Annotated in this window: 20 protein-coding genes; 9 read left to right on the top strand and 11 right to left on the bottom strand. The window is 57.5% G+C overall.

Annotated elements, in window-relative coordinates; genetic code table 11:
* Positions 1–27 precede the first annotated feature (27 nt).
* Positions 28–609, bottom strand: a complete 582-nt coding sequence (locus ACVW0B_RS03175) for an FHA domain-containing protein (RefSeq protein ID WP_457490935.1) — start codon at positions 607–609, stop codon at positions 28–30.
* 270 nt (positions 610–879) lie between these two features.
* Between ACVW0B_RS03175 and ACVW0B_RS03170 the strand changes: the two genes are divergently transcribed.
* The 3 genes from ACVW0B_RS03170 (at position 880) to ACVW0B_RS03160 (ending at position 3,780) form a co-directional block, all read left to right on the top strand.
* Positions 880–1,716 (top strand): inositol monophosphatase family protein, encoded by an 837-nt coding sequence (locus ACVW0B_RS03170; RefSeq protein WP_414352174.1) that lies wholly within the window; start codon positions 880–882, stop codon positions 1,714–1,716.
* Between the two features lie 187 nt (positions 1,717–1,903).
* Positions 1,904–2,761: an ABC transporter substrate-binding protein gene (locus ACVW0B_RS03165; protein WP_457490934.1), complete on the top strand. Its 858-nt coding sequence runs from the start codon at positions 1,904–1,906 to the stop codon at positions 2,759–2,761.
* Positions 2,719–3,780 (top strand): DnaJ domain-containing protein, encoded by a 1,062-nt coding sequence (locus ACVW0B_RS03160; protein WP_457490933.1) that lies wholly within the window; start codon positions 2,719–2,721, stop codon positions 3,778–3,780. The genes ACVW0B_RS03165 and ACVW0B_RS03160 overlap by 43 nt, the downstream gene beginning before the upstream one ends.
* 16 nt (positions 3,781–3,796) lie before the next feature.
* On the opposite strand, the gene ACVW0B_RS03155 is transcribed toward ACVW0B_RS03160, so the two are convergent.
* From ACVW0B_RS03155 to ACVW0B_RS03140, 4 genes are all read right to left on the bottom strand, one after another.
* The gene (locus ACVW0B_RS03155) at positions 3,797–5,380 is read right to left on the bottom strand and encodes a CPBP family glutamic-type intramembrane protease (protein ID WP_457490932.1); all 1,584 of its coding nucleotides are present in this window, start codon (positions 5,378–5,380) and stop codon (positions 3,797–3,799) included.
* Between the two features lie 98 nt (positions 5,381–5,478).
* Complete coding sequence (gene trmB / locus ACVW0B_RS03150) at positions 5,479–6,198, bottom strand: tRNA (guanosine(46)-N7)-methyltransferase TrmB (RefSeq protein ID WP_457490931.1); 720 nt, start codon at positions 6,196–6,198, stop codon at positions 5,479–5,481.
* A gap of 92 nt (positions 6,199–6,290) precedes the next feature.
* A complete protein-coding gene (locus ACVW0B_RS03145) occupies positions 6,291–7,211 on the bottom strand; it encodes an L-lactate dehydrogenase (RefSeq protein WP_011433746.1) in 921 nt (306 codons plus the stop codon).
* 249 nt (positions 7,212–7,460) lie between these two features.
* Positions 7,461–7,820, bottom strand: a complete 360-nt coding sequence (locus ACVW0B_RS03140; RefSeq protein WP_457490930.1) for a hypothetical protein — start codon at positions 7,818–7,820, stop codon at positions 7,461–7,463.
* A gap of 695 nt (positions 7,821–8,515) precedes the next feature.
* Here ACVW0B_RS03140 and ACVW0B_RS03135 point away from each other — a divergent pair.
* The 3 genes from ACVW0B_RS03135 to ACVW0B_RS03125 all read left to right on the top strand — a co-directional run bounded on the left by ACVW0B_RS03135 (position 8,516) and on the right by ACVW0B_RS03125 (position 12,560).
* Positions 8,516–8,845 (top strand): hypothetical protein, encoded by a 330-nt coding sequence (locus tag ACVW0B_RS03135; RefSeq protein ID WP_457490929.1) that lies wholly within the window; start codon positions 8,516–8,518, stop codon positions 8,843–8,845.
* Positions 8,846–9,068: 223 nt separating this feature from the next.
* Positions 9,069–10,799: a diguanylate cyclase domain-containing protein gene (locus tag ACVW0B_RS03130; RefSeq protein WP_457490928.1), complete on the top strand. Its 1,731-nt coding sequence runs from the start codon at positions 9,069–9,071 to the stop codon at positions 10,797–10,799.
* A gap of 36 nt (positions 10,800–10,835) precedes the next feature.
* On the top strand, positions 10,836–12,560 hold the full coding sequence (locus tag ACVW0B_RS03125) for an ABC transporter ATP-binding protein (RefSeq protein WP_457490927.1): 1,725 nt from the start codon (positions 10,836–10,838) through the stop codon (positions 12,558–12,560).
* A 20-nt stretch (positions 12,561–12,580) separates the two neighbouring features.
* Here ACVW0B_RS03125 and ACVW0B_RS03120 read toward each other — a convergent pair whose 3' ends face one another.
* The 3 genes from ACVW0B_RS03120 to ACVW0B_RS03110 form a co-directional block, all read right to left on the bottom strand.
* Positions 12,581–13,492: a carbohydrate kinase family protein gene (locus ACVW0B_RS03120; RefSeq protein WP_457490926.1), complete on the bottom strand. Its 912-nt coding sequence runs from the start codon at positions 13,490–13,492 to the stop codon at positions 12,581–12,583.
* Positions 13,493–13,732: 240 nt separating this feature from the next.
* Positions 13,733–14,602, bottom strand: coding sequence for a M48 family metallopeptidase (locus ACVW0B_RS03115; protein ID WP_011433741.1), 870 nt, complete (start codon positions 14,600–14,602; stop codon positions 13,733–13,735).
* 34 nt (positions 14,603–14,636) lie between these two features.
* A complete protein-coding gene (locus ACVW0B_RS03110; protein ID WP_414332314.1) occupies positions 14,637–15,305 on the bottom strand; it encodes a hypothetical protein in 669 nt (222 codons plus the stop codon).
* A 175-nt stretch (positions 15,306–15,480) separates the two neighbouring features.
* On the opposite strand from ACVW0B_RS03110, the gene treY reads away from it, so the two are divergent.
* Positions 15,481–18,282 (top strand): malto-oligosyltrehalose synthase, encoded by a 2,802-nt coding sequence (gene treY / locus ACVW0B_RS03105; protein WP_457490925.1) that lies wholly within the window; start codon positions 15,481–15,483, stop codon positions 18,280–18,282.
* Between the two features lie 4 nt (positions 18,283–18,286).
* On the opposite strand, the gene tpiA is transcribed toward treY, so the two are convergent.
* The 3 genes from tpiA to ACVW0B_RS03090 form a co-directional block, all read right to left on the bottom strand.
* Positions 18,287–19,039: a triose-phosphate isomerase gene (gene tpiA / locus ACVW0B_RS03100; protein ID WP_457490959.1), complete on the bottom strand. Its 753-nt coding sequence runs from the start codon at positions 19,037–19,039 to the stop codon at positions 18,287–18,289.
* Positions 19,040–19,255: 216 nt separating this feature from the next.
* Entirely contained in the window at positions 19,256–19,666 is a 411-nt protein-coding gene (locus tag ACVW0B_RS03095) for an FHA domain-containing protein (RefSeq protein ID WP_414342337.1), read from the bottom strand.
* Positions 19,667–19,836: 170 nt separating this feature from the next.
* Positions 19,837–21,030: an RNA-guided endonuclease InsQ/TnpB family protein gene (locus ACVW0B_RS03090; protein WP_457490924.1), complete on the bottom strand. Its 1,194-nt coding sequence runs from the start codon at positions 21,028–21,030 to the stop codon at positions 19,837–19,839.
* A gap of 255 nt (positions 21,031–21,285) precedes the next feature.
* Between ACVW0B_RS03090 and ACVW0B_RS03085 the strand changes: the two genes are divergently transcribed.
* Both ACVW0B_RS03085 and ACVW0B_RS03080 read left to right on the top strand, forming a co-directional pair.
* Positions 21,286–21,591: a rubredoxin gene (locus ACVW0B_RS03085; protein WP_049749648.1), complete on the top strand. Its 306-nt coding sequence runs from the start codon at positions 21,286–21,288 to the stop codon at positions 21,589–21,591.
* Between the two features lie 8 nt (positions 21,592–21,599).
* Entirely contained in the window at positions 21,600–22,589 is a 990-nt protein-coding gene (locus ACVW0B_RS03080) for a photosynthesis system II assembly factor Ycf48 (RefSeq protein ID WP_457384559.1), read from the top strand.
* Positions 22,590–22,603 lie beyond the last annotated feature (14 nt).

Raw genomic sequence — 22,603 nt, 5'->3', positions numbered from 1 at the left:
TAATTTAGCGATTCAGCTTTAGATCTGTCAACGGTTGCGGTGGCTTCCTGTGTCGTGGGGAAGCTGAAGCTCTTCGCCAAGGCCAGGGCCGATGTCAAAGGGGTTCACAGGGAGAATGCGGGCCACCTCGAAGAAATAGGCGCGGATCTCTGGCCCGAAATAGATGACATCTCCGCTCCTCAGGTAGTGAGTAGCCACCCGCGTGCCGTTGACAAACACCCCATTGGTACTGGACTGGCCCTTGCGGTTGCCGTCGATCAGGCAATAGGTAAACCCTGTCCGGTTGGACTTGGTGGGCACCCGCACCAGGTAAGCGTGGTGACGCGAGACAAACCGATTGACGATCTGGATGGCGTTGGAGGGATCCCGTCCAACCGTGTAGATACTCTCCCGCAGGATGTAGCTGCAGGGCCGGACAGGATGGCAGATGGACAGGGTGAACTCCGGATGGGATACCGGCTGCTCAGGGACTCGATCGAACAGATCTGCTGGCAGATCAAAGCTGTAGCTAGAAGCAAGAGGATCCCCCCCACCAACCGCCGTGGTGGAGGCAAAGAAATCGTCGTAGCTATGTGACAACGGCCTTCCCCCCTCAACGCTCAACGCCATTTACAGCAGCTTGGCTTTCCAAATTCAAAGTCTTATCTATAGTTCCCCAAAACCCTACTGCTTTCAAAGGAACTCTGGTCTTGGCGGGCTGCCGGAAAACCCACAAGCCCCAGTGTACTGTACTATACACTATAGGCAGTCTTGGAGATACCCCCTTTCCCAAAAAATTGGGTTTGGGTCGGGCCTATTTTGGCTTTCAGGGATCCCTTGGGAGCCACAGCCTCAGGCGGGCTATTCTGAGTAGCAGGTTTTTAACCTTGAGGTGAGGGTGTGACGGAGGCCCTGCTGCGTCGGTTGGATGTGGCCACAGAAGCTGCCCTGGAGGCAGGAGCTTTGCTGCGCAGTTATGTGGGGGGCACCCTTGCCATTGAGGAGAAACGTCCGGGCGACTTGGTGACTGCGGCGGATCGCGCTTCCGAGGATCTCATCTTGAAAATCTTGAGGCGGCACTTCCCCGAAGATGTCATCTTGACCGAGGAATCAGGCCAGCAGGGATCCCCGGAGGGCGCCTACGCTTGGATGATCGATCCCCTGGATGGCACCACCAACTTTGCCCACGGTTACCCTTTCGCTGCCGTCTCCATTGGTTTGCTGCAGGGGCGGGAGCCAGTTTTGGGGGTTGTTTGTGATGTTTTTCGCGGGGATCTGTTTCGCGCCGTCCAAGGAATGGGGGCCACCCGCAACCGTCAACCCATTCGAGTCTCCACAACGGCTGAATTGTCTCGGAGCCTGCTGGTTACCGGCTTTGCCTACGATCGTCGCGAAACCCCCGACAACAACTACGCCGAGTTTTGCCACTTTACCCATCTCACCCAAGGAGTACGGCGCGGCGGATCTGCAGCTCTGGATTTGGCCTATGTGGCCACCGGCCAGTTGGATGGCTATTGGGAGCGGGGCCTCTCCCCTTGGGACATTGCCGCAGGGATCGTCCTGGTGCGGGAGGCAGGTGGCAAGGTGACTGCTTACGATGGCGGCCCGGTGGATGTTTACAGTGGCCGACTGTTGGCCAGCAATGGCTGGTTACACGCTGCTCTGCAAGAAGAATTGGCCCAAGTACAGCCTTTGCCGGTCTCCTTTCCCATGCGGCGGGATCCACGCCCAACCTAGAAAAACCGGGAAAGCTTGCCGGTTGAACGAGTTGAATTCGAGACAGAAGTAGTTGAAGAATAATCAAGAAGACTACAAAACATCCGTGTCGGGCAGGGTAGGTAGAAGATTGGTTAGCAAGCTCCACAGAAAACAGCGACATTGCTGCCGGGCGGCACAGTTCGGCCTGGCTCTCCTCTTGGGAGCGATGGCCCTTGGGGTTGCCACTGCTGGCCCCGGTTACCCTCAGCCGGCACAAGGGAAAGTCGCCCCCACCGAGCAGGCACAGCCCCCTGATTCCCGTTGGACTGAGATCCAAGCTCGGGGGCGCATTCGAGTTGGCTTGGATCCCAGTTTGGGGCCGGCTTATCTCTACACCGACTTGGAGCGACAAACCTACGCCGGCTTCGAGTGGGATATCCTGGAGGCGTTGGCCCAAATCCTTCAGGTGCAGGTGGATCCCATCTATGTGGCCTGGAGCGAACAGTTGGCGGCTCTGCAAGCGGATGAGGTGGACTTGATCTGGGGGGCGCGGGAAGCTTTGGGATTGGATCCGGAGCAGTTTCTGGCCACCCGGCCCTACTACCTCAGCCCGCAGCGCTTGGTGGTACGGGATCCCTTCCCCGCCTCCGGGCCAGAGGAACCGGCCATTGAAGCACTGTCGCAATTATTTGGCCGCAAAGTGGGCATTGTAGTTAACAGTACGGGGGCAGCCCTGCTGGAGGCGTACAACGAGAGGAGAGGCAACGCCATTCGTCTCTTTGCCACCAGTAACCCTGAGCGCTTGTTTGCTCAGCTACAAGCCGGCCAGTTGGATGCCGTGCTGGTTGATCAGCCTGTTGCCGCCCTGAACCTGCGCCAAGCTGGATCCCGACTGCGCCTGGTGGGGCCGCCCCTGTTCCCCATGCCTCTGGTGGGAGTAGTATCCTCTCAGCATCCTTCCCTGAAGGAAGCTGTGGATGGGGCGATTTCCAGCCTGATCGAAAACGGAACCTTGCAGCAGATTTTAGAGAAGTGGCAACTATGGGATCCAACTCTAATGTCCCCCGCCTCAACCGAGGACTAGCCCGCTACGAGACTGACCATTTCGCCATCTTGGGCGTCCCTCTCACCGCCGACTCCAAGGGGATCCGGCGCGGCTACCTGCAGGCGGCCAAGGCCCTCCACCCGGATCGGTTTGTGGGGGATCCCGAAGGTGCAGAACGCGCCAACATCCTCTTTGCCAAGCTGGTCAACCCGGCCAACGAAGTGCTGACCAAAGAGCGGGAGCGAGGGGAATACGAAACGGTGCTCAAAATGCGGATTAAACGCCTTTTGGAGACGCCCCCCCCGGATCTTTGGCCCTCTGGGGAAGCTGTCAAGGGCTTGGCCGAGCACCCCCATTGGCAAGAAGAGTATGTCAGGCGGGTGGAGAAGCTGGCCAAAGAGCAATACAGCTCCATGGAAACCCTGCTCGAGAAAACCGAGCAATTGAGCGAGCTGAACCTGGCCTATTTGTTGCTCAAGGCCGGCTACCAGGGGAGCCTAGCCCCTGCCTCTAGAACTACTACCGCGACCGGGATCCCAACCCCTTCCCCCAGCCGTACCACTGTGGGTGGGATCCCAGCCTCCCCCGTCGTTGCTCCGCCCAGCCGTCCCCCTGTTCAGCCCGTTCCCACCCCACCTCCGGCTCCCAAGCTCAGCCCTGCGGAAACCCGCTTTATCCAAGCCTTGGACATGATCGAGCGCAAGCAATACCGGGATGCGGTGCAGTATCTGAACTTTGCCATCAGCGCTGAGCCCAACGTGGCCCGCTACTACCTGCACCGGGGCATTGCCCACCTGAAGCAGGGGAATGCTGGCATGGCCAAAGCAGACTTTATGCAAGCCAGTCGCCTAGAACCTGCAAACGCCGAGTTGATGGCAGAAGTGCGCCGTTGGATGCAGCAAGTCACCACCCAACAGCCCGTTCCCGTCCCCAAGGACTCCGTCCCGCCAACGCGAGTGGCCAGCCGTCAAACGTCACAGGCTCAGAAAGTGGTGCCGCCTCCCCGCAAAGAAGACAACGGCGGGTTCTTCAGCCGCCTCTTCGGCAGGAAAAAGTAGGCAGACAGAGACCCCCTTAACGCGCTCCTCCCAGCACCAGCAGCGTCACCAGGGATCCCGTATTCCAGAGGCTGTGCAGTAGGATGGGAGCCAGCAGGTTGCGGCTGTGGCTGTACACCACCCCCAGCACCACCCCCAGCATGGTCAAAGGCAGCAGATCGGAAAGGTTGAGGTGGGCAAGGGCAAAGGTAAAGGCGCTGAGCACAATGGCGGCCCCCATAGGCAGGTAGCGGCTTAGGGTGGGCAGCCAAAAGCCCCGGAACAGCACCTCCTCAAAAACAGGGGCACAGACAGACACCACGGCCAAAAACACCAACCGCGCCCCCCAGCCATGGCTATCCAGCAGCAGGGGCAAAATGGGATTCCCACCCCCCGCCTGCGGTAGCAGCAATTGCGACAGCGCCGCTGCCAGCACCACCAAAGGCAAGGCCACCCAGTAGCCACACAGGCCCCACAGCAGCCAAGGGTCCCACAACCGCACCTGCAGCACCCTCTGCCAGCCGGGGTAGGTGTGCAAGAGACGGTACAACAACCCCGCCCCCAGCACAGCGCCGGAGTTGTAGGTGAGAAACAGGGCTACCGCCTGCTGCCAAGGGCTGAGCTGCCGTGCCCCCAGGCCGAGGATGATGATGTAAAGTCGAGGCACCAAAGCGTTGAGGGCAATAAACCCCAAAAACCAGCCGGTCAGCACCGCTTGCGCCCCGATCCCCGGCCAAGGCACTTCCCAAGCAGGGCCCAGGAGCGGACGTTTGCGCCAAAGGCTCCAGCCCAGCCAGCCCAACAAGAGCATCAACCCCAGCAGCGCCCCCAGCACGGGGATCCCGCCCACCACCGCCAGTCGAAACAGAGCCGCCAAGGCCAATTTTTCCTGCTGTTGGTTGAGGGCATTCAGGCTATCGCTGCGCTGCTGCAGTCGGTAAAGCTGTTGCAGGGCCACCGCCTCAAACCAGCCATCCAGATGATTGCGGATCTGCACTTCCGCTTCTGGCAAGATGCGCCGCGGTGTTCCCCACAGCCCTTGCAAAACCCGCGCTGCCCCCTTTTGGCTCGATTCCAGCTCCACGGGACGTTCCAGGTCGATGATCTGCTGCCATTGCTGCCGAGCAGCTTCCAGATCTTCTTGGTAGGCATAGAGCAAGCCAAGGCGCAGCCAAAGCGCATCCAGCTCCGTCTGCAAATCTTGCATGGAGGCCAGAAGGGCAGGATCCACCTCTGGAGATTGGGCCAGTTCTGGGCTGGCCGCCTCAGATTCGCCAGCAGGAGTTAAACGGGCCAGCCGTTTCAAACGTTTCAGGCGTTCGGTGTAGTTATCGGCGGTCTGCTGATAGCGATTTTGGGCCACCTTGAACACATCCTGACCCAAAAGCGCCCGTGCCAGATCCTGATAGCGGGGATCATCGAGGGTGCGGGAAGCTTGCAGGGCGAGATCGGTTTGCAACAAATCCAACTGCGTTTGGGGCGGCGGCTGGAACCAACTGCTGGAAAGAGAAAGCCCGACAATCACAATGGCCAATAGGCTCAGCAGGTTGAGGATCCCACGGCGAACAGAAAACCAAGCAGAGGAGGGGTCGGCAGAGGCCGTGGTTTCAGAGTGAGACATTGCGGCGACGGATCCAACTCAAGCGGGTTATATCCTATCTTCTGTATTGTCTTGGCGGAATGGAGTTGTTATTACTGCATTACGGATTTGTCCTGTTGTCACCGTCGCTCCAGCCAATAGCGATAGATGGGCAGGCCCAGTTGTAGGCAGTGCCACTCCCGCTCCGTGGGGATGCCGAGGGGATTGGAGTCCAAAGGCCCCTGGTGGGGATCCCAAAACTGCGGATGCTCTAAAAATCGAGCTGCCATTTCTTCGGCCACCTCTTGGATATCCGATTGCAGGAAGACGGGGCTGCCCGGTCGCAGCAGCAGAGCCAGATCCGCCACCAGTTGGGGTTGGACAATCCGCCGTTTGTGATGGCGCTTTTTGAACCAGGGATCCGGAAATAGGATGGTTACGCGGCTGAGATCCCCCGGCGCAAACAGATGCCGCAAAGAGACATTGATGTTGGCAAACAGAAAATGGACGTTATCCAGCCCCAGCTCGTCCCGCCAGGCATTGGCCCGTTCCACCAGCGCCTGCCGAATCTCTACCCCCAGGAAGTTCCAGTCGGGCTGCTCCTGAGCAATGCGCAGCAGAAATCGTCCGCTCCCTGTGCCGATATCCAGATGAAAGGGCTGCCCCAGCCGCCGGTATACCCGTTCCCAATGGGGTGGGGGGGTGGGCTGCTGATACTGCGCCTGCAGGGGATTGACGTGCTGCCGTACCCGGTGACCGAGGCCCCTCTGTAAGGGGATCCCGGCCCAAGGCGGAGAAGGGGGGCGCTTCTCCAGTTGGCCCTCAGGCGATTGCTGCCCCTGTTGCACCTCTGCTTCCATAGACCACCTCCTGCCGCCAGCTGCGGCCCTCGCCCACTGACCAAGGGATCCCCCAGCTTGGAGGGGAGCGACAAAAGTCCAGGAGATCTAGGCTACCACCGGATGCTGTCGATGACTTGCCGCAAGATCTGGGCCGAGCGGTGCAGCTGCTTGCGCTCGCTCTCGGTGAGGGACATGGCCAGCGTGCGTTCCACCCCCTGCCGCCCGACCACTCTGGGCAAGCTGAGACAGACCTCTGGCAGATCGTACTCCCCTTGGGTGAGGCTGCTCACGGTTAAAACGCGGTGTTGATCCCGCAGCAGGGCTTGGACAATTTGCGTCACCCCTAACCCGATGGCGTAGCTGGTGGCCCCTTTGCGACGGATGATCTCGTAGGCAGCGTTGCGCACCTGCTCGAAGATATCCCCCAAATAGGCGGGATCCCAGTCCGGCGAGAGTTCCCCAATCGGGGTGCCGGCGATGTTCACCTTGCTCCAAACGGCCACCTCGCTATCTCCATGTTCGCCGATGATGTAGGCGTGCAGGCTACGCGGATCCACCCCCAGGCGCTCCGCCAAAAGATAGCGAAAGCGGGCTGTGTCCAAAACCGTCCCCGACCCGATCACCTGCCCTGCCGGCAACCCCGACAACTTCAGGGAAACGTAAGTCATGATGTCAACGGGATTGCTCACCACCAAAAGGAGTGTGTCAGGGCAATGCGCCATCAAGGCCGGGATCAAGCCTTTGAAGATCTCGACGTTGCGCTGCACCAAATCCAAACGGGTTTCTCCAGGCCGCTGCTTAGCCCCTGCCGTTAAAATCACTACATCTGACCCGGCGCAATCCGCCAGTTCCCCTGCCCGTATCCGCGTCGGCTCCACAAAGGGGATCCCGTGCACCAGATCCATCACTTCCCCTTCCAGCTTGTTGCGGTCGATGTCGTGAAGGACCAGCTCATCCAGAGTGTTCTGGATTACCATCGAGTAGGCACAGGCCATGCCCACCTGGCCGGCGCCGATGATGGATCCCTTCAAAAGGCGGCGAGAAGTCAGCCCCTCGACCTGCTGCTGGGAGCGCTGCTTGGGTTGGTGCTTAGAAACAGTCATGGCTGCAGCCGCTACTCTTCGTTCTCCAGCTTAAGCCTGCCTAGAGGAAGAAAAAAACAGGCTACCGCTCTCCAGAAGAACTGGAAAGGCGAGAAGAGGCAGGATCGGTTGCCGCAGCGGACTGGATCCATCTGAAACAATAAAAACAGTAAATAGCCCTCTAACCTTCAACAGTCCTCAACCCGGCTGCTGGGTTAGCCGCTGCCAAAGCTCGAGGGGAATGCGCTCGTGAGGACACTTTAGGGACCGAATCTGAGCCAAATCTTCCGGAAAGTAATGCAAGGCTACCCGCGCTGCCGGATCCAAAAGGCTGCGCCGTCGTCGGTTACATTGCTCCGCTTCTCCCAGAAACACGTCCAGCCAGCCATCTCGCTCTTGGTAGCGAATCCTCAAAGCAGAGAGAGAAGGCAGAGCAGAGGAAACTTCTTTGCGGTAGAGCCGAAAGCCCTGCTCCAGACTCCAGCCCAACCACCACTGAGGCGCCCATTGCCCCAACTGCCTACACCACACCCCCGCCTGAACCTGTTGCCATGCCATGCTTGCCACTCCGCAGCTTGTTCTCCTGAGAAGACTTAACTGCAAATCTTTAGCAATTGCTACTTGGGTAAGCACTCTACCAGACTCCTCAAGCTTAATGCAAGTCTTTATCAAAGAGGATCCCTACTTTGCCGGCACGCTATTGAAAGTTAATCTCAATAGAGCTATGCTGTTACTCGGTTGAGTGGTGGAGTTGTATCCATCAGTCTTCCTCTCTTGCCTTGGATGCATCGGGGATCCCACGCCCGCGGAATTAGCCATCCTGGGTCTGGCAGGGATCCCTTTTCCAGGGCTAGCTGAGGTTCTTTCTAATGAGAGCAGTTCTAACTAATAGGAGCCTGGTTCCTTCCCAAGCGTGTCGATGTACGGGTAGAACAAGTTCGGGAGCCAGAAGCGGTTTAACCTTGAAAACGGCAGCGCAGGTCTCCTCACGCCGGCAGGACAGAGTTCTTGATTAACCTGCAAGAGTTGCTTCAAAGAATATCCCCGCCGGAACACCTGAAAGCTCGTGCCAGCGCTGGGATCTTTTGTACTGAGTGATACAAACGCTTCTTCAGCAATCTGTAATTAATGAGCAGATATCTGTAGGGTGAATGCTTATAAGATGAATGTTTATAAAAGGTAGGGCGTACTGCAGAGCCGTCTCTTTCGACTCCTCCTTCCCGTTGTCCGAATCTACTGGGTACTTCTAGCCTATGGTTGAAAGGGGGACTGCTGGGCCAGACCAGGCTGGCAGCGTTTATGATGCGCTGACGCGGGCTGATCTGTGGAATCCCCAAGTCATGTACCGTGGGCGCCCGGTACAGGCTCGGGGACGGGCTGTGCTGCGCACCATGTTCGAGAGCGTCAGCGATGGGTTGTTTGTCCTTGAGTGTCTGCCCCCGGAGCCAGAAAGAGGCTCACCTCAACCGCGCTATCGGTTTTTGGTGGGTAACCCGGCTTTTTGCAGGATGTTTTTTCTCTCCTCTCGACCTATCGAGGGAGAAGAGCATGCCTCTAACCCCCAAAACCCTGAACTTTGCTGAATTTACTGAGCTTTAGGCGGTTTGGCAAAAGTCATTGAGAGGGATATAGTAGACCAAGTTTCCCCCTGATCCTTGAGTCCACCGCAACGGTTGCCGGGAAGTGAAGGGGGAAAGCGCTCGGGGGGTATTCCTCAGGGCTTTGCGGGATACCGCCTTCCTGCTCAGAGATAGGCAGGATGCGATCGCTTCTTTCCTGAACCATGTTCAGGAGAGTTCAGCGTGAATGTATCAGCTCCAGAGTTGTCTACCGCCTTCTCTGGCTGCGCAGATTCAACTGCACACCGAACACTGCCTCAGCCATGGCCGGCAAGTGAGCTTTGAGCTGAGCCTAACGGCCTCTGCCGCTCCCGACCCAGAGTCGACCCATGTTCTAATCGTTACCCTTTCTCCAGTAGTTGAGGAGAACAAGCCGATCAGCCGAATTGTCGGCTCCTGTCAGGACATTACAGCACGCAAGCAAGTGGAGTGGCAGCTACAGCGCAGCCAAAAGCAACTGTTGGAGCACAACCGGGCTCTGAGGGAGCTCACCCGGCACAAAGCCCTCAGCCAAGGAGACTTACAAGCTGCTCTGCGGCAGATTTGTACTACAGCCGCCCATACCCTGGGGGTGGCACGGGTGGGGGTCTGGCTCTACACGTCGGAGCGCTCCAGCATTCGCTGCATCAATCAATTCGAGATCACCCCAGACAACCCCGAGGGATCCCATACTCAAGGGGCGGAGATCTGGGCCAAAGACTATCCCCGTTATTTTCAAGCCCTGGAGCAAGAGCGCACCATTGCTGCCGACCAAGTGGTGGCGGATCCCCGCACCGCCGAGTTCGGCAATTCCTACCTGACAGCAATGGGAGTGGTCTCGATGCTGGATGCCCCCATTCGACTGGAAGGACGGATGGTGGGTGTTCTCTGCCACGAGCACATTGGCTCCCCTCGCCACTGGACCTTAGAAGAGCAAAACTTCGCCGGATCCCTGGCGGATTTGGTGTCTCTGGCCCTCGAGATCTCGGAGCGCCGGCAAGTGGAAGAGGAGCTGCGCCAGGCTGAGGAGCGCTATCGCAATTTTTTCGAGAATGCGGTAGAGGGCATTTTTTTCACCGATGCGGCAGGTCGGTATCTCTCCGCCAACCCGATGCTGGCCCAGATCTGCGGCTACAGCTCCCCCGAAGAATTGATGCGCGAAGCGAAAGAGGCGGGCAAGCGGCAGCTCTATGTGGATCCCAGCCAGTGGGAGGAATTTGTGCGGCTATTGCAGGAGCAGGGATCCGTGCGCGGTTTTGAGTATCGGCTGCGGCGGCGGGATGGCTCGATCATCTGGGTCCGAGAAAAGGCCCGTTTGGTTAAAGATAAAGCCGGAAATATCCTCGGCTATGAAGGCATCTGCGAAGACATCACCGCCCAAAAGCAGAGCTTAGCCTACATGGAGTTTCGCGCTCATCATGATGCCCTGACAGGTTTGGTGAACCGCGAATCCTTTCGAGAGCGGCTGCAGCAGGCCCTGCAGCAATACTACAGTGAATCTCTGGCCCTCTTCTTTGTGGATTTGGATCACTTCAAAGACATCAACGATACCTTCGGCCACGGTGTCGGCGATGCCCTGTTGCAGGGGGTAGCTGAACGGTTAACCAAGTGCGTTCGCCCTGGAGATATCGTCGCCCGCTGGGGAGGGGATGAGTTCACCCTGCTGCTGCCCCGAATTGGCAGCCCCACAGTGGCAGCGCGTCTGGCTCAGCGGATTGTCGATGCCTTTCAAACTCCCTTCTCCTGCGAGGGCCATTCCCTTTCCGTGACCTGCAGCATTGGCGTCGCCCTCTACCCCCAAGACGGCGTAGAAGTGTCCACCCTTTTGCACCATGCCGACTTGGCCCTCTACCAGGTCAAGGAAAATGGCCGCAGCGGCTTTCAGCTCTACCGGCCAGTTTCAGGGATCCCGGCAGCAGTCCGCAACACTATCCTGTAAGCTGGTTGGGTCAGAGGCCCTTCTGGTTTGTGATTTGTGCATCCGGGTCGTAGCTATCGCCGTCTCATTCCCTTCATTCGGCCCCATCTGTGGATGTTGTTGCTGGGGCTAACCTGTACCCTTGGCTTTGTGCTAACCATGCCCGCCCTCGCCTACTTGATCGAGTGGGTGGCCCGCTCCATTGGTGCCGGGGATCTGGGGCAATTGCGGATGCTGGCCTTGATTGGGGTGGTGTTTTTCTTGGTGCGCGGCGCTTTTCAGTATGGCCAAGACACCCTGATGGCGAGGGCCTCCTTGCAAATGGTTTTGGAATTGCGCCAACAGATTTATGCCCACCTGCAGGCGCTGGATCTGGATTATTTTTCCGGCAGCCGCACCGGCGATCTGGTCTATCGCCTTACGGGGGATCTGGATCGGGTGGGAGAGGTGGTGCAACGATTTTTCCATCGCTTCATCCCCAGCGTGCTCACCATCTTGGCGGTGGTGGCCTACCTGTTCTATCTCAACGGCATTCTCACCTTGACCACCTTGCTGATAGCCCCCCTGATGGGAGCCTTGATCAGTTGGTTTGGGGATCGCCTTTTGTTTCGCTCCCGCCTCAACCAAGAGAAGATGTCGGATTTGGCCGCCCTCTTGACTGAAGTGTTTGCTGGCATCAGCCTCACTCGCGCCTTTGCGGCTGAGGACTACGAAATTCGCCGCTTCAGTGCCATTGCCGAAAGCAACCGCCTGGCCCGGTTTCAGACCGAACAGGTGAAAGCCATTCAAGACCCGGTGGTGGGTTTTCTGTACGCCATGAGCGTGTTGGGGGTGTTTTGGGTGGGCGGCTGGCAAATTAGCCAGGGCAACCTGACCGGCAGCCAGTTTCTCGGCTTTATCGCCGGTGTTGCCATGTTGATCGACCCTATTGTTCACATCACCAACAACTACAGCGAGCTGAAACAGGGTGAGGCTTCGGTGGAGCGGATTTTCGAGCTGCTGAACACCCGCTCCCAAATCCGGGAGCTGCCCGGGGCCCGCCCCATGCCTCCCATTCAGGGTTGGGTGGAGTTCGACCAAGTTTCCTTTGCCTACAAACCGGATCAGCCGGTGCTCAAACAGATCAGCTTTCAGGTGTCTCCCGGCGAGATTGTGGCCCTGGTGGGATCCTCCGGCGCCGGCAAATCCACCCTGGTGAGCCTGATTCCCCGCTTTTACGATCCCCAGCAGGGCTGCATCCGCATCGACGGCATCGACATCCGCACCGTCACCCTCAAGAGCCTGCGCCGGCAGATCGGCATTGTGCCGCAGGAGATCACCCTGTTTTCGGGAACCATTGCCAGCAACATCGCCTACGGACAAGAGCATTTTGACCTGGAAGCGGTACGCCAGGCGGCCCAGGTGGCCAACATCGACACCTTTATCGAGAGCTTGCCCGATGGCTACGCCACCCGCGTGGGAGAACGGGGGGTCACCCTCTCCGGTGGACAACGGCAACGGCTGGCCATTGCCCGCGCCGTGCTCCTCAACCCCAAGATCTTGATCCTGGACGAGGCTACCTCTGCTTTGGACAACGAGTCAGAAGCGTTGGTGCAGGAAGCGCTGCAACGGCTGATGCAACGCTGCACCGTTTTTGTGATTGCCCACCGCCTCTCGACAGTGCGCACCGCCCACCGCATTTTCGTCTTGGAGCAGGGGCAATTGCTGGAGCAGGGAAATCACCGAGAATTGCTGGGCAAAGGGGGTCGCTACGCCCAGTTTCACCTGCGCCAGTTTCATTGAACCCTTGGCCTCTGGATCTCCTAGATCCCCCACGCCTGCCGGAAGGGCCGGTAAAACTCCGGATCCGCAGGCGCTCCCCCCGGGATCCCACAGATGGCCGCTGCAAATTGCACGGCTCGTTGCACCAGAACTGCCTCCGGCCATCCCCGCAATAGTCCCAGGATGGCTACGGCGCTAAACGCATCTCCCGCCCCCACTGTATCCACCAGCTGAGGCGCGGGCACTGGGTCGGCCCGATAGACCTGAGCAGGGGTGATCAGCAGCGCGCCTGCCGCTCCCAAGGTCAGAAATAGACCTTTCAGGTTCAGATGAGCCTGGAGGATCTGTCCTTGCTCCAGCAGGTCTCCAGGAGGGATCCCTTCCAGTTGGGCCACTTGCTCCAGCTCTGCCTGGTTCAGCTTCAGCCAATCACAGGTGCGCAGCATCTCCTGGATGGCGTCTGGATGCCACCAGGGATCCCGCAGGTTGAGATCCAGAAACACCGGACAGCCCAAAGCGGGGATCCCCTCTTGAAAGTGGCGATGGGCTGCCTCCCGGCGGGCTGCCAAGCTGCCCCGGTAGAGCAGGCTGGGCTGGAGAGCTTGCAGAGCCCCGATATCCAACTGGATGTAGTCGTAGGCTTGGTCGGGCAAGATGGCAAAGGTGGGGATCCCTTTGTCATCCAGGGTTACTTGAACCTTGCCGGTGGGGTGAACAGAATCCTGCTGCAGACCCTCCAGGCGCAGCCCCTGCCGTCGCAAGGCCCCCAGCAGCTCTCTGGCGGCCTCGTCCTGGCCAACACGGCTGAGCAAGAGGGGATCGGATCCCAGCCCCTTGAGGTTCCAAGCCACATTCAAAGCCGCCCCACCCAGCACAACCTCGGTGGGGAAGCAGTCGAAAAGCACCTCTCCCAAGATGAGCGGCAAACCCAGGGGCACATGAGAGGGATCCATCTTGAGCACTCAGCTAGAAATCGCAGGAGCCCCGTGCTGTACCGGTAGGATCAGTGTCGAGAGGAAAGTCCGCCTCCATGGTTATAATTGTACTGCGGACACCAGAAACGGTTGTTTAAGGCACTGGTAACGGTCGATTGGGGGTGCTGTAAACCACCCCAGAGGCTCGTGGTTGGCTTGCCAACTGCAGGGCTACTAAAAGCCCGCTCTGTACTGCTTTAGCGGTCGGAGTCGGGTAGTTTACGAAGCAGCCGTTGACGTCCGCGGTGCGGAGCCCAATCCCTGGAGCTCCAGGATCTGCTGATAGGTGTTGCTGCGGAACCAACGCTCGATTTCTCTGGCCCGCAGCACCGGCAGCGGATGGGTGCGCCCCACCGTTTGCATCTGCTTCAGCTCCATCTGCCACAGATCCCCGTCCAGCTCATCATAAGTACGGGCCTGCTCCAAAAAGGCGTCCACGTTCAGCTTGGAGGCCAATTGCGGGGATCCCCCACACAATTTCATCAACACCGAGATCACCGTCTTGGCATCTTGGGCTACCAACAGCGCCGCCCGGTCACAGGTAAACTCGGCACACCGCAGCCAGTGCATCAGTTGATCCTGCAACGCCTGATAAAACAACCCCCCGAAGGGGAGCAAGCTGGTGGAGAGCATGAGAATGTTGGCCATCGTCAAGTAGACCCCGTGATTGCACTTCAAGTGGCCCAATTCATGGGCGATCACGGCCTGAATTTCCGGTGGCTCCAACAGATCCAGCAGAGAGCTGTGCAAGACAATGAAGGGCTTTTTCCCCTGCATGGCAAAGGTGTAAGCATTGGGCGTGGGGTTCTGCCGCACGTAGAGCTGGGGCACCTCCAGATCCAAGATGCGACAGGCCTGCACCAAAAGCTGATGAATTTCCGGCAACTGATGCTCGTTAATTTGGATACTAGAAGCAATGTTGTCCAGATAAAATATCTGTCCTGCCGTTGAGCCAAGCCAATTTTGAATCAGCAGGCCCAGCCCCGGCACTTGCTGCAGAGAGCGGGTGGCTTGCAGATCCACGGGATGACGAAATTGGTCGGCCCGCAGGCCCAACAGAATGCGAGGTTCTCGTTGAATGGACGACATAGACAATAGACAACAGAGGGAGAAAGGACTTCGGTTACAACTCGTAGGGCACAAACTGGCGGTGGCGATTCAACAAAAATAGCCGCTCCGGCGGCGGATCCGGCAGGGTCGGCTTGTCAGTAAAATCAAACGGGTTTTCTCCAGAGGGGATCTCCCAATAGACCACATGATCTTGAATGCGAGTGCCATCGGTAACAAAGCGCCCAGTATCGGCGGCAGCACGCTCAGCGCGGCGATAGAGTCGCCCTTGCCAGGTCAAGTGCGGGGGCAGCCCCAATCCCAAAAACAGTTGCTGCCGACTGGATTCCTGGTTGAACACCGTTTGCAGGCGATCCGCCCAGATCCTTGCCAGATCTGCCGGTTGGGGAGCAGCATGAGCCTCTGCATCGGCTGGAGTTACCTCCAACAGCAGTTGCTGGTTCAAAAGAATCCGAGCGGCTTGAGCTGGGGGATCCCCGCTGCCGGTCGTCGAGGGATTGGGACTGGGGATATCCAGACTGACCTGCACCTGAGGGCTGCTGGCCTGTAGCAAAATCTCTTCCAACCGTTGCTTCAGCAGACGGAGGCGAGCGGGGGCATCGGGGGTGCGCAGGGTCAAAACCAGCTCACTCCCCACCCGAAACTCGCTTTCTGCCCAGGTTGCCTCACTCCGCCAACTCCCCATCAGCCCACCCACGAGCAGGATCCCTGCCCACCTCGCCATCCTTGCCGGCCCCCTTACCGGGGGTGAAGCGCTCCTCTGTGGCCTTGACAAGTTCACTAACCTCGCCTCTCCCCTGCAGGACTCCTTGATCTTAGCCGCTACCCTAGATACATCTGTTCTCTTGACCCTATGCCGTTGACAAGCTCGGCTTCTTTGTCATTGTTCTAAGGTCATCATGCGGATCCCGACTTCCACCTATCGCATTCAGTTTCATGCTGGGTTTGACTTCGACGCAGCACGACAGATTGTTCCCTACCTGAAGTTGCTGGGCATCAGTGACTTGTATGCCTCTCCCATCTTCCAAGCCCGCAAAGGCAGCACCCACGGCTACGACGTGGTGGATCCCAGGCAGATTAACCAGGAACTGGGGGGAAGCGAAAAGTTTGAGCTCTTGTGGGAAGCCCTCAATCAGCAGGGAATAGGCTGGATCCAGGACATTGTGCCCAATCACATGGCCTACGATGGCCAGAACCAGATGCTCATGGACGTTCTGGAGAGTGGCCCCAACTCAGATTTTGTCGACTACTTTGATGTTAATTGGAATCACTCTTACCTGGGGATCAAAGGCAGAATCTTAGCCCCTTTCTTGGGAGATTTCTACGACAAATGTTTGGAGTCGGGTCAAATCCAGCTTCGTTATGATGCCGATGGCCTAAGTATTAACTACTACAACTTGAGGTTCCCCCTCAATATTGACACCTATGCGGATGTTTTTACCTACAACCTGAGCAAGCTGCGGCGAAAATTGGGACGCAGCCATCCCGACTACGTCAAGTTACTCGGGATCCTCTTCAGCCTGAAATTCATTCCCAGCAAGGAAGATCTCCTAGAGCGCACTGATCAAATTAGCTTTGCCAAGCATTCTTTGTGGGAACTCTACACGTCTAGCCAACCTATCCAGAGCTTTTTTGACGAGAACATTGCCATTTTTAACGGCAAGCCAGGGGATCCGTCAAGCTTTGACCTGCTGGATAGTCTTCTGGCGCGGCAACATTTCCGCCTTTCCTTCTGGAAGGTGGGTGCTGAGGAGATCAATTATCGTCGTTTCTTTACCATTAACGAGCTGATCTCGCTGCGGGTAGAAGATCGCGAAGTGTTTCGCAAAACCCATCAGCTTATCTTTAAGCTTGCAGAACAGGGACGATTTAATGGTTTGCGCATCGATCATATCGATGGCTTGTTCAATCCCGAAGAGTATCTCCATCGCCTGCGGGAACGCTGCCCAAATCTTTACATCGTGGTAGAGAAAATACTAGAGGCCAATGAAAGTCTGCCCCAAAGCTGGCCGGTTCAGGGCACAACGGGTTACGATTTTTTGGCTAAGCTCAACGGCATCTTTTGTCAAGAAGAAAATGCGGAGGCTTTTGACTCTCTCTATCAAAATTTCACAAATCTACGGCATTCCCCAGAGCAGGTTATCGAAGATAAAAAACGCTTGATCATCGAGCGCAACCTGTCAGGGGATATGGATAATCTTGCTTTTTTGCTCAAGCAGATCACCAGCCATCATCGCTATGCCAATGACTTTACCCTCTACAGTTTACGTCGAGCTTTGGTAGAAGTTTTGGTGTGCTTTCCGGTCTACCGCGTCTATATCCACGAAGGGATCCTCAGTCCAGAAGGTCAACAGGTGGTTCGTCAAGCTGTGGAGAAGGCCAAGGAGAACCTGCCCGTTTTGGTGAATGAGCTGAATTTTATTCAGCGCTTTCTCTGCCTGGAGTCTCTGGACAATTTATCAGACCAGGAGAAACATGAGCAGATCCATTTTGCCATGCGCTTGCAGCAGTTGGCTGGCCCTCTCATGGCCAAAGGGGTAGAAGATACTGCTTTTTATGTGTACAACCGCCTTTTATCTCTCAATGAAGTCGGCGGGGATCCCTGTCGCTTTGGCCTTTCGGTGCAAGAGTTTCACCGCTTTAATCAAGAGCGGGCAGCTCGGTGGCCTCTGTCCATGAATGCTTCTGCCACCCACGACACCAAGCGTGGCGAAGATGTGCGGGCCCGGCTGAATGTGCTTTCTGAAATCCCCGCCGAGTGGGAAAAGCACATCAACCTTTGGCATGAACTGAACCTCGGCTACAAAGTCCGCAGCAAACAAGCCAAGCGCTCAGAACTGCCGGATCGCAATGACGAGTATTTGCTCTACCAAACTTTGCTCGGCTCCTATCCCTTCCAACCGGAAGAGGTGCCCCAGTTCGTACAGCGGGTCAAAGATTATGCCATCAAAGCAGTGCGGGAAGCTAAGGTCCACACCGCTTGGCTTCGCCCCGATACCGAGTACGAAGAAGCCACTACCGCTTTTATCGAACGGATCCTTCAAGGCCCTAACCCCTTTTTGGAGTCCTTTTTGCCTTTCCAACGGAAAGTTGCCCACTTTGGCATTTTTAATTCCCTCTCGCAGACGCTGATCAAGCTCACCAGCCCTGGGATCCCGGATATTTACCAAGGCACGGAGCTGTGGGATTTGAGCATGGTGGATCCCGACAATCGTCGGCCTGTGGATTTTTCCCGTCGCCTCGCCTATTTGGAAGAAATTCAACGGCGGGTTAAACAGGATCCTCTCCAACTCATTGCGGATTTGCTACTACACCGCAGCGACGGACGCATTAAGCTGTTTCTGATTCATCATGTGCTCAAGGCCCGCCAGGAACAGCCCCAATTGTTTCTCGAGGGCAGCTACATTCCTCTGCAAATCAGCGGATCCCATGCTGACCATGTTGTGGCTTTTGCCCGTCAGCACGGCAAGCAGGTATTGCTCACGGCGGTGCCGCGTTTTTTAACAAAGTTGATCGACGAAACCCAAGATCCTCTGGGAGAATCCGTTTGGGCAGATACCGAAATTCATCTGCCGCGTTGGAAGCGGCTGGACTGGGTGAATGGGCTAACCCAGGAAAGGATCCCTGCCGGCGAAACCTTGCCGGTGGGCGTTGTCTTGAAATCCTTCCCGGTAGCCCTGCTGTGGGGACAATCCCGCTAGCGGCCTAGGCGGGAGCTAGGGCCTGAAAGTTGACGATGCGGGCAAACTCTTGGGGGTCTAGGCTGGCCCCTCCCACCAACACGCCGTCGATCTCAGGCTGGGCCATCAGCTCATCGATGTTGCCGGCCTTCACCGAGCCGCCATACAAAATGGGCAGTTGGGCATTGCCCAGGTGTTGCCGGATCAAGCCGATGACCCGGTTGGCCTCTTGAGCTGCACAAGTCTGGCCGGTGCCGATGGCCCAAATGGGCTCATAGGCAATCACCAAGTTCCCCAGATCGATCCCCGGCAAGGCGCGATCCAATTGCCCCACAATCCAAGACTCGGTCAAGCCTTGCTCCCGCTGCTGCTGGCTTTCTCCCACACAGAGGATGGGGGTAAGGCCGTGCCGCTGGGCGGCTGCCAGACGCCGATTGACGGTTTCGTCCGTCTCGCCGAAGTACTGCCGCCGTTCGCTGTGGCCGACGATGACATAGCGCACCCCCAATTCCGCCAGCATGGGGCCGGAAATTTCCCCGGTAAAGGCCCCCTGATCCTCCCAATGTAGGTTTTGTGCTCCCACGGCTATGTCGGATCCGCGGCTTTGCTCTGCCACCACCGCCAGGTCTGTAAAGGGCACACATAGGATGATCTGCCGCTGGGATGCTGACCCTGACGGCGATGATTGTAGGGCCAGGCCCAGCTCTTGCAGAAACTCGCGAGCCTCAGCCTGAGTCTTGTGCATTTTCCAGTTGCCGGCGATGAGGATGGGGCGCAAGATGGATCCTCCCTTAGAGACAACAGAAGGAAGGGATCCCGCAAGCAGAAAGCCCAATAAAACAGCAGGGATCCCAGCTTTGTTTTTTCGTATGACACAGTTTACCAGCAAGCGATCCCGAAAATACGGCGACGGGATCCCCTCTCCAAGCGCCGGTTAACCCTTCAACCAGCATGCAGACGAGACAGGCCAAGACCCAACAGGGAAGGCAGCTTCCTACAGCCCAACGATCTGGGTGTTTTCAAAGGTAGCCAGAATTTCATCCAGATCTTTGTTCTGCAGCGAGTAGGTAGCGGTGGCATCGTTGCCAAACTGAATCTCGTCCCCGTCCTCCAGATCCCGAAATTCCACCCGTTGCCCACGCACGTAAAGGCCGTTGGTGCTGGGGGTGCCCTGAATGTCTCCGTCGATGATTTGGTAAGTGAACCCATCGGGAGAAGAGGGGGATTCTGTCTTAACCAAAATGGCGTGGTAGCGAGAGGCGTACTGGGAGTCGATGCGAATGCTGTTGCGTGGATCCCGGCCTAAGGAGTAGAGCTCAGCCGTCAACCAGTAGGCTTTTGGCCCATGACGATCCTTGACGATGAGCACGTGATTGAGGGCTGGTCGGCGAGGGGGCGTGGTCATGAAAGGCACCCGCTTGCACAACACTGAGGGCAAGATAGCCAAAACATAACATAGGATCCCCCTGGTGGATCCCTGTGTCCACCGGATAAGTCTCTTCAGGTCGGCATCCCAGGCTGGTGCGGGATCCCCCTGAGCAACAAGAAAGGGTGTAAACTACCCGGCTCCGACCGCTAAGCGGTACGGAGCGGGCTTTCAGTAGCCCTGAGCCTGTTCTGCTCTACCAGAGAACAAAACAAGCCCGGACCTCTAGGCTGGTTTACGACAGCCCCCAAGAGCGCAATCACATTCGCACCATTCAAGTCCGCATCTCCTTCCCATCCACAGTGCCCACACTTGAACGACTTGCCACTGCGGTAGGATTGCGCAGGATCGGGATGGATATGCAAACACTTGTGGCAGGTCTGCGACGTGTAGGCGGGCGGCACAAGAATCAGAGAAACCCCTGCAACCCTCGCCTTGTACTCCAGAAACTGACGTAGTTGGTAGAACGCCCAACTGTTGGCCCTGCGCCTTTCGGTTTTGCTGCGGGGTTGTTGATTGACTCTTTTCCGGATCCCTGTCAGGTCTTCCAGGGCAATAGCGCTGTTTGTCGCCTTTGCCCTAGAGACAATAGCTTTGGAGATGCGATGATTGACCCACGCCTGAAAGCGTCTCTCCTTGCCAGACAGCCGTTGCAGCAGTTCTCTGCATCTGCGCCGCGAACTGCGTGTGCCCTTACTGGCTTTGCGTTGGAGTACCACCCTCAACCGGGAGTAGTGGTCGCGGACTCTGTTCAACTGCTGTCCATTCCAGTTGTCCCCCTCTGACGTATGGGCAATATCTGTCCTTCCAAAGTCCACCCCGATCACCTTGTCGGTATCTTGTTGCTTGGGTGGCTTTTTCTCTACGCAAATCTGGATGTAGTAGGAGCCATCCTTCCGCTGGACTAGGGTGGCCGATTTGGGGTTAGAGCCAGCCAGCATCCCACGCTGGTAGTTGCCAATGGCTAGTTCAAAGCGCTCTCGCCCTTCCACCGTGGTCAGCGACACCGTCCAGTCTTTCTCGCGAAATGAGAAGATACGTGCATCGTAGGTAACGAACCTACGCTTGAACTCTTTAACCGGACGGTTGCTCTGTCTCGCCACTTTGCGAGCGCCCGCCACCCGTCTGCACACCTGTTGAGCCAAGTTACTGGACAAGCCGAACCGAGCTCGAATCTCGTAGTAGCAAAGGGATTGCAGTTTGACCGCGTTGACGATCTTCTCCGGCGTGTTCTGGTTGACCCAGTTCAAGGCTTGGCCAAAAGCCTCCATCGTCGCGTCCAATTTGGCGGCTTGCGACTGGGACGCCTTGAGCTTACAGGAGACGGTCAGGACTTGGCTCATAAGTTCATTGTACTTCATCAAAGCGCATTCCTCCCGGCACTGACCCTACGGGTACAGTGCGGGGCTCCTGCGATTTCTAGCTGAGTAGATTTTTGTAACAATTCCTCTCATAATAGAATCGACGATGCGGATGGCTCCCTGACCATGAATGGCTCGCAACCGGATCCCGGTGTTCAACCCCGTTCTCCCAAGACACCGAGGCTCATTGAGTTGCCGGAAGATGAAACCGATGCGCAGCTCAGCGATCCCCTGCGGATGCAGCGCTACGAATGTCGTTCTTGTGGCTATGTTTACGAACCGGCTAAGGGGGATCAGCTCAATCGGATCCCGGCGGGCGTACCGTTTGAGGAATTGCCAGCCGATTGGAAATGTCCGGTGTGCCGAGCCGGTAAGCGCTCGTTCCAAGCAGTGGGCGCCAAGGGCAAGCCTTCCGGTTTTCAAGAGAACTTGCGCTACGGCCTGGGGGTGAACGTGATGACCCCTGCCCAAAAGAACCTGCTGATCTTCTTGGGACTGGCGCTGGGATTTTTATTTTTGATGAGTTTCTATTTCGTCGAGTGAGGGTCAAGATGTTCAAACCCCTGAGGCTGGTGCTGCTGATTGCTGTCTCGGTGCTGCTAATGGCGGCGCGGATGCCCAACATGCGGGTGGTCCCCTGGCAGCAGGTGGAAGTGCCCACCCAGAACATTCTGCTGGACATTGCCTTCACCGGCACCACCCCTTCCCATGGCTGGTTGGTGGGAGACAAGGCGACGCTGCTGGAATCCCGCGATGGGGGTCTGCACTGGCAGGTGCGGGAGCTGCCGGGTCTGGAGCCGGAAGCCTACCTGGCCTCCATTAGCTTTGCTGGGGCAGAAGGCTGGGTGGCCGGGCAGCCGAAGATCCTCCTCCACACCCTGAACGAGGGATCCGACTGGACTTCCATCCGCCTCAACAACCAACTGCCAGGGGAGCCGCTCTTGATCCAGGCTCTGGGCCCTGGCGCCGCCGAAATGGTGACCAATGTGGGGGCCATCTACCGCACCGAAGATGGCGGTCAGACCTGGCATGCCCAAGTGGATGAGCCGATTGGGGCCATCAAAAACATTGCCCGCGGCCCTGAAGGCGAATATCTGGCGGTGTCGTCGCGGGGCAGCTTCTACTTTCTGTACACCCCAGAAAGCCGCGCCTGGAAGCCCTATCCGCGAGAAAGCTCCCGCCGCATTCAAAACATGGGCTTTGGCCCCCACGGCAGCGCTTGGAAATTGAACCAAGGGGCGGAGATCGCCTTTACCGATGACTTCACCTCCGGCCAGTGGTCGTCGCCGCTGCGTCCGGGGCGGGCCCTCAGCTTTGGCTACCTCAATGCCGCCTATCAAAACGACCACGACCTGTGGGTGGTGGGGGGTGGCGCTACCCTGATCCACAGCCCTGATGGTGGCAAAACCTGGGAGCAGGCCAAGAAACTCAGCAACATCCCCGCCAACTTCTACAGTATTGAGTTTTTCGGCCCCGAGCAAGGGTTTATTCTGGGGCAACGGGGCACCCTCTTGCGCTATGTCAGCTCCAACAACTCCTGAAGGTCTCAGGGATC

The sequence above is a fragment of the Thermostichus sp. MS-CIW-23 genome (assembly GCF_054059455.1).
The sequence above is the reverse complement of the archived record's forward strand: the minus strand, read 5'-3'. Positions and strand labels throughout refer to the sequence as shown.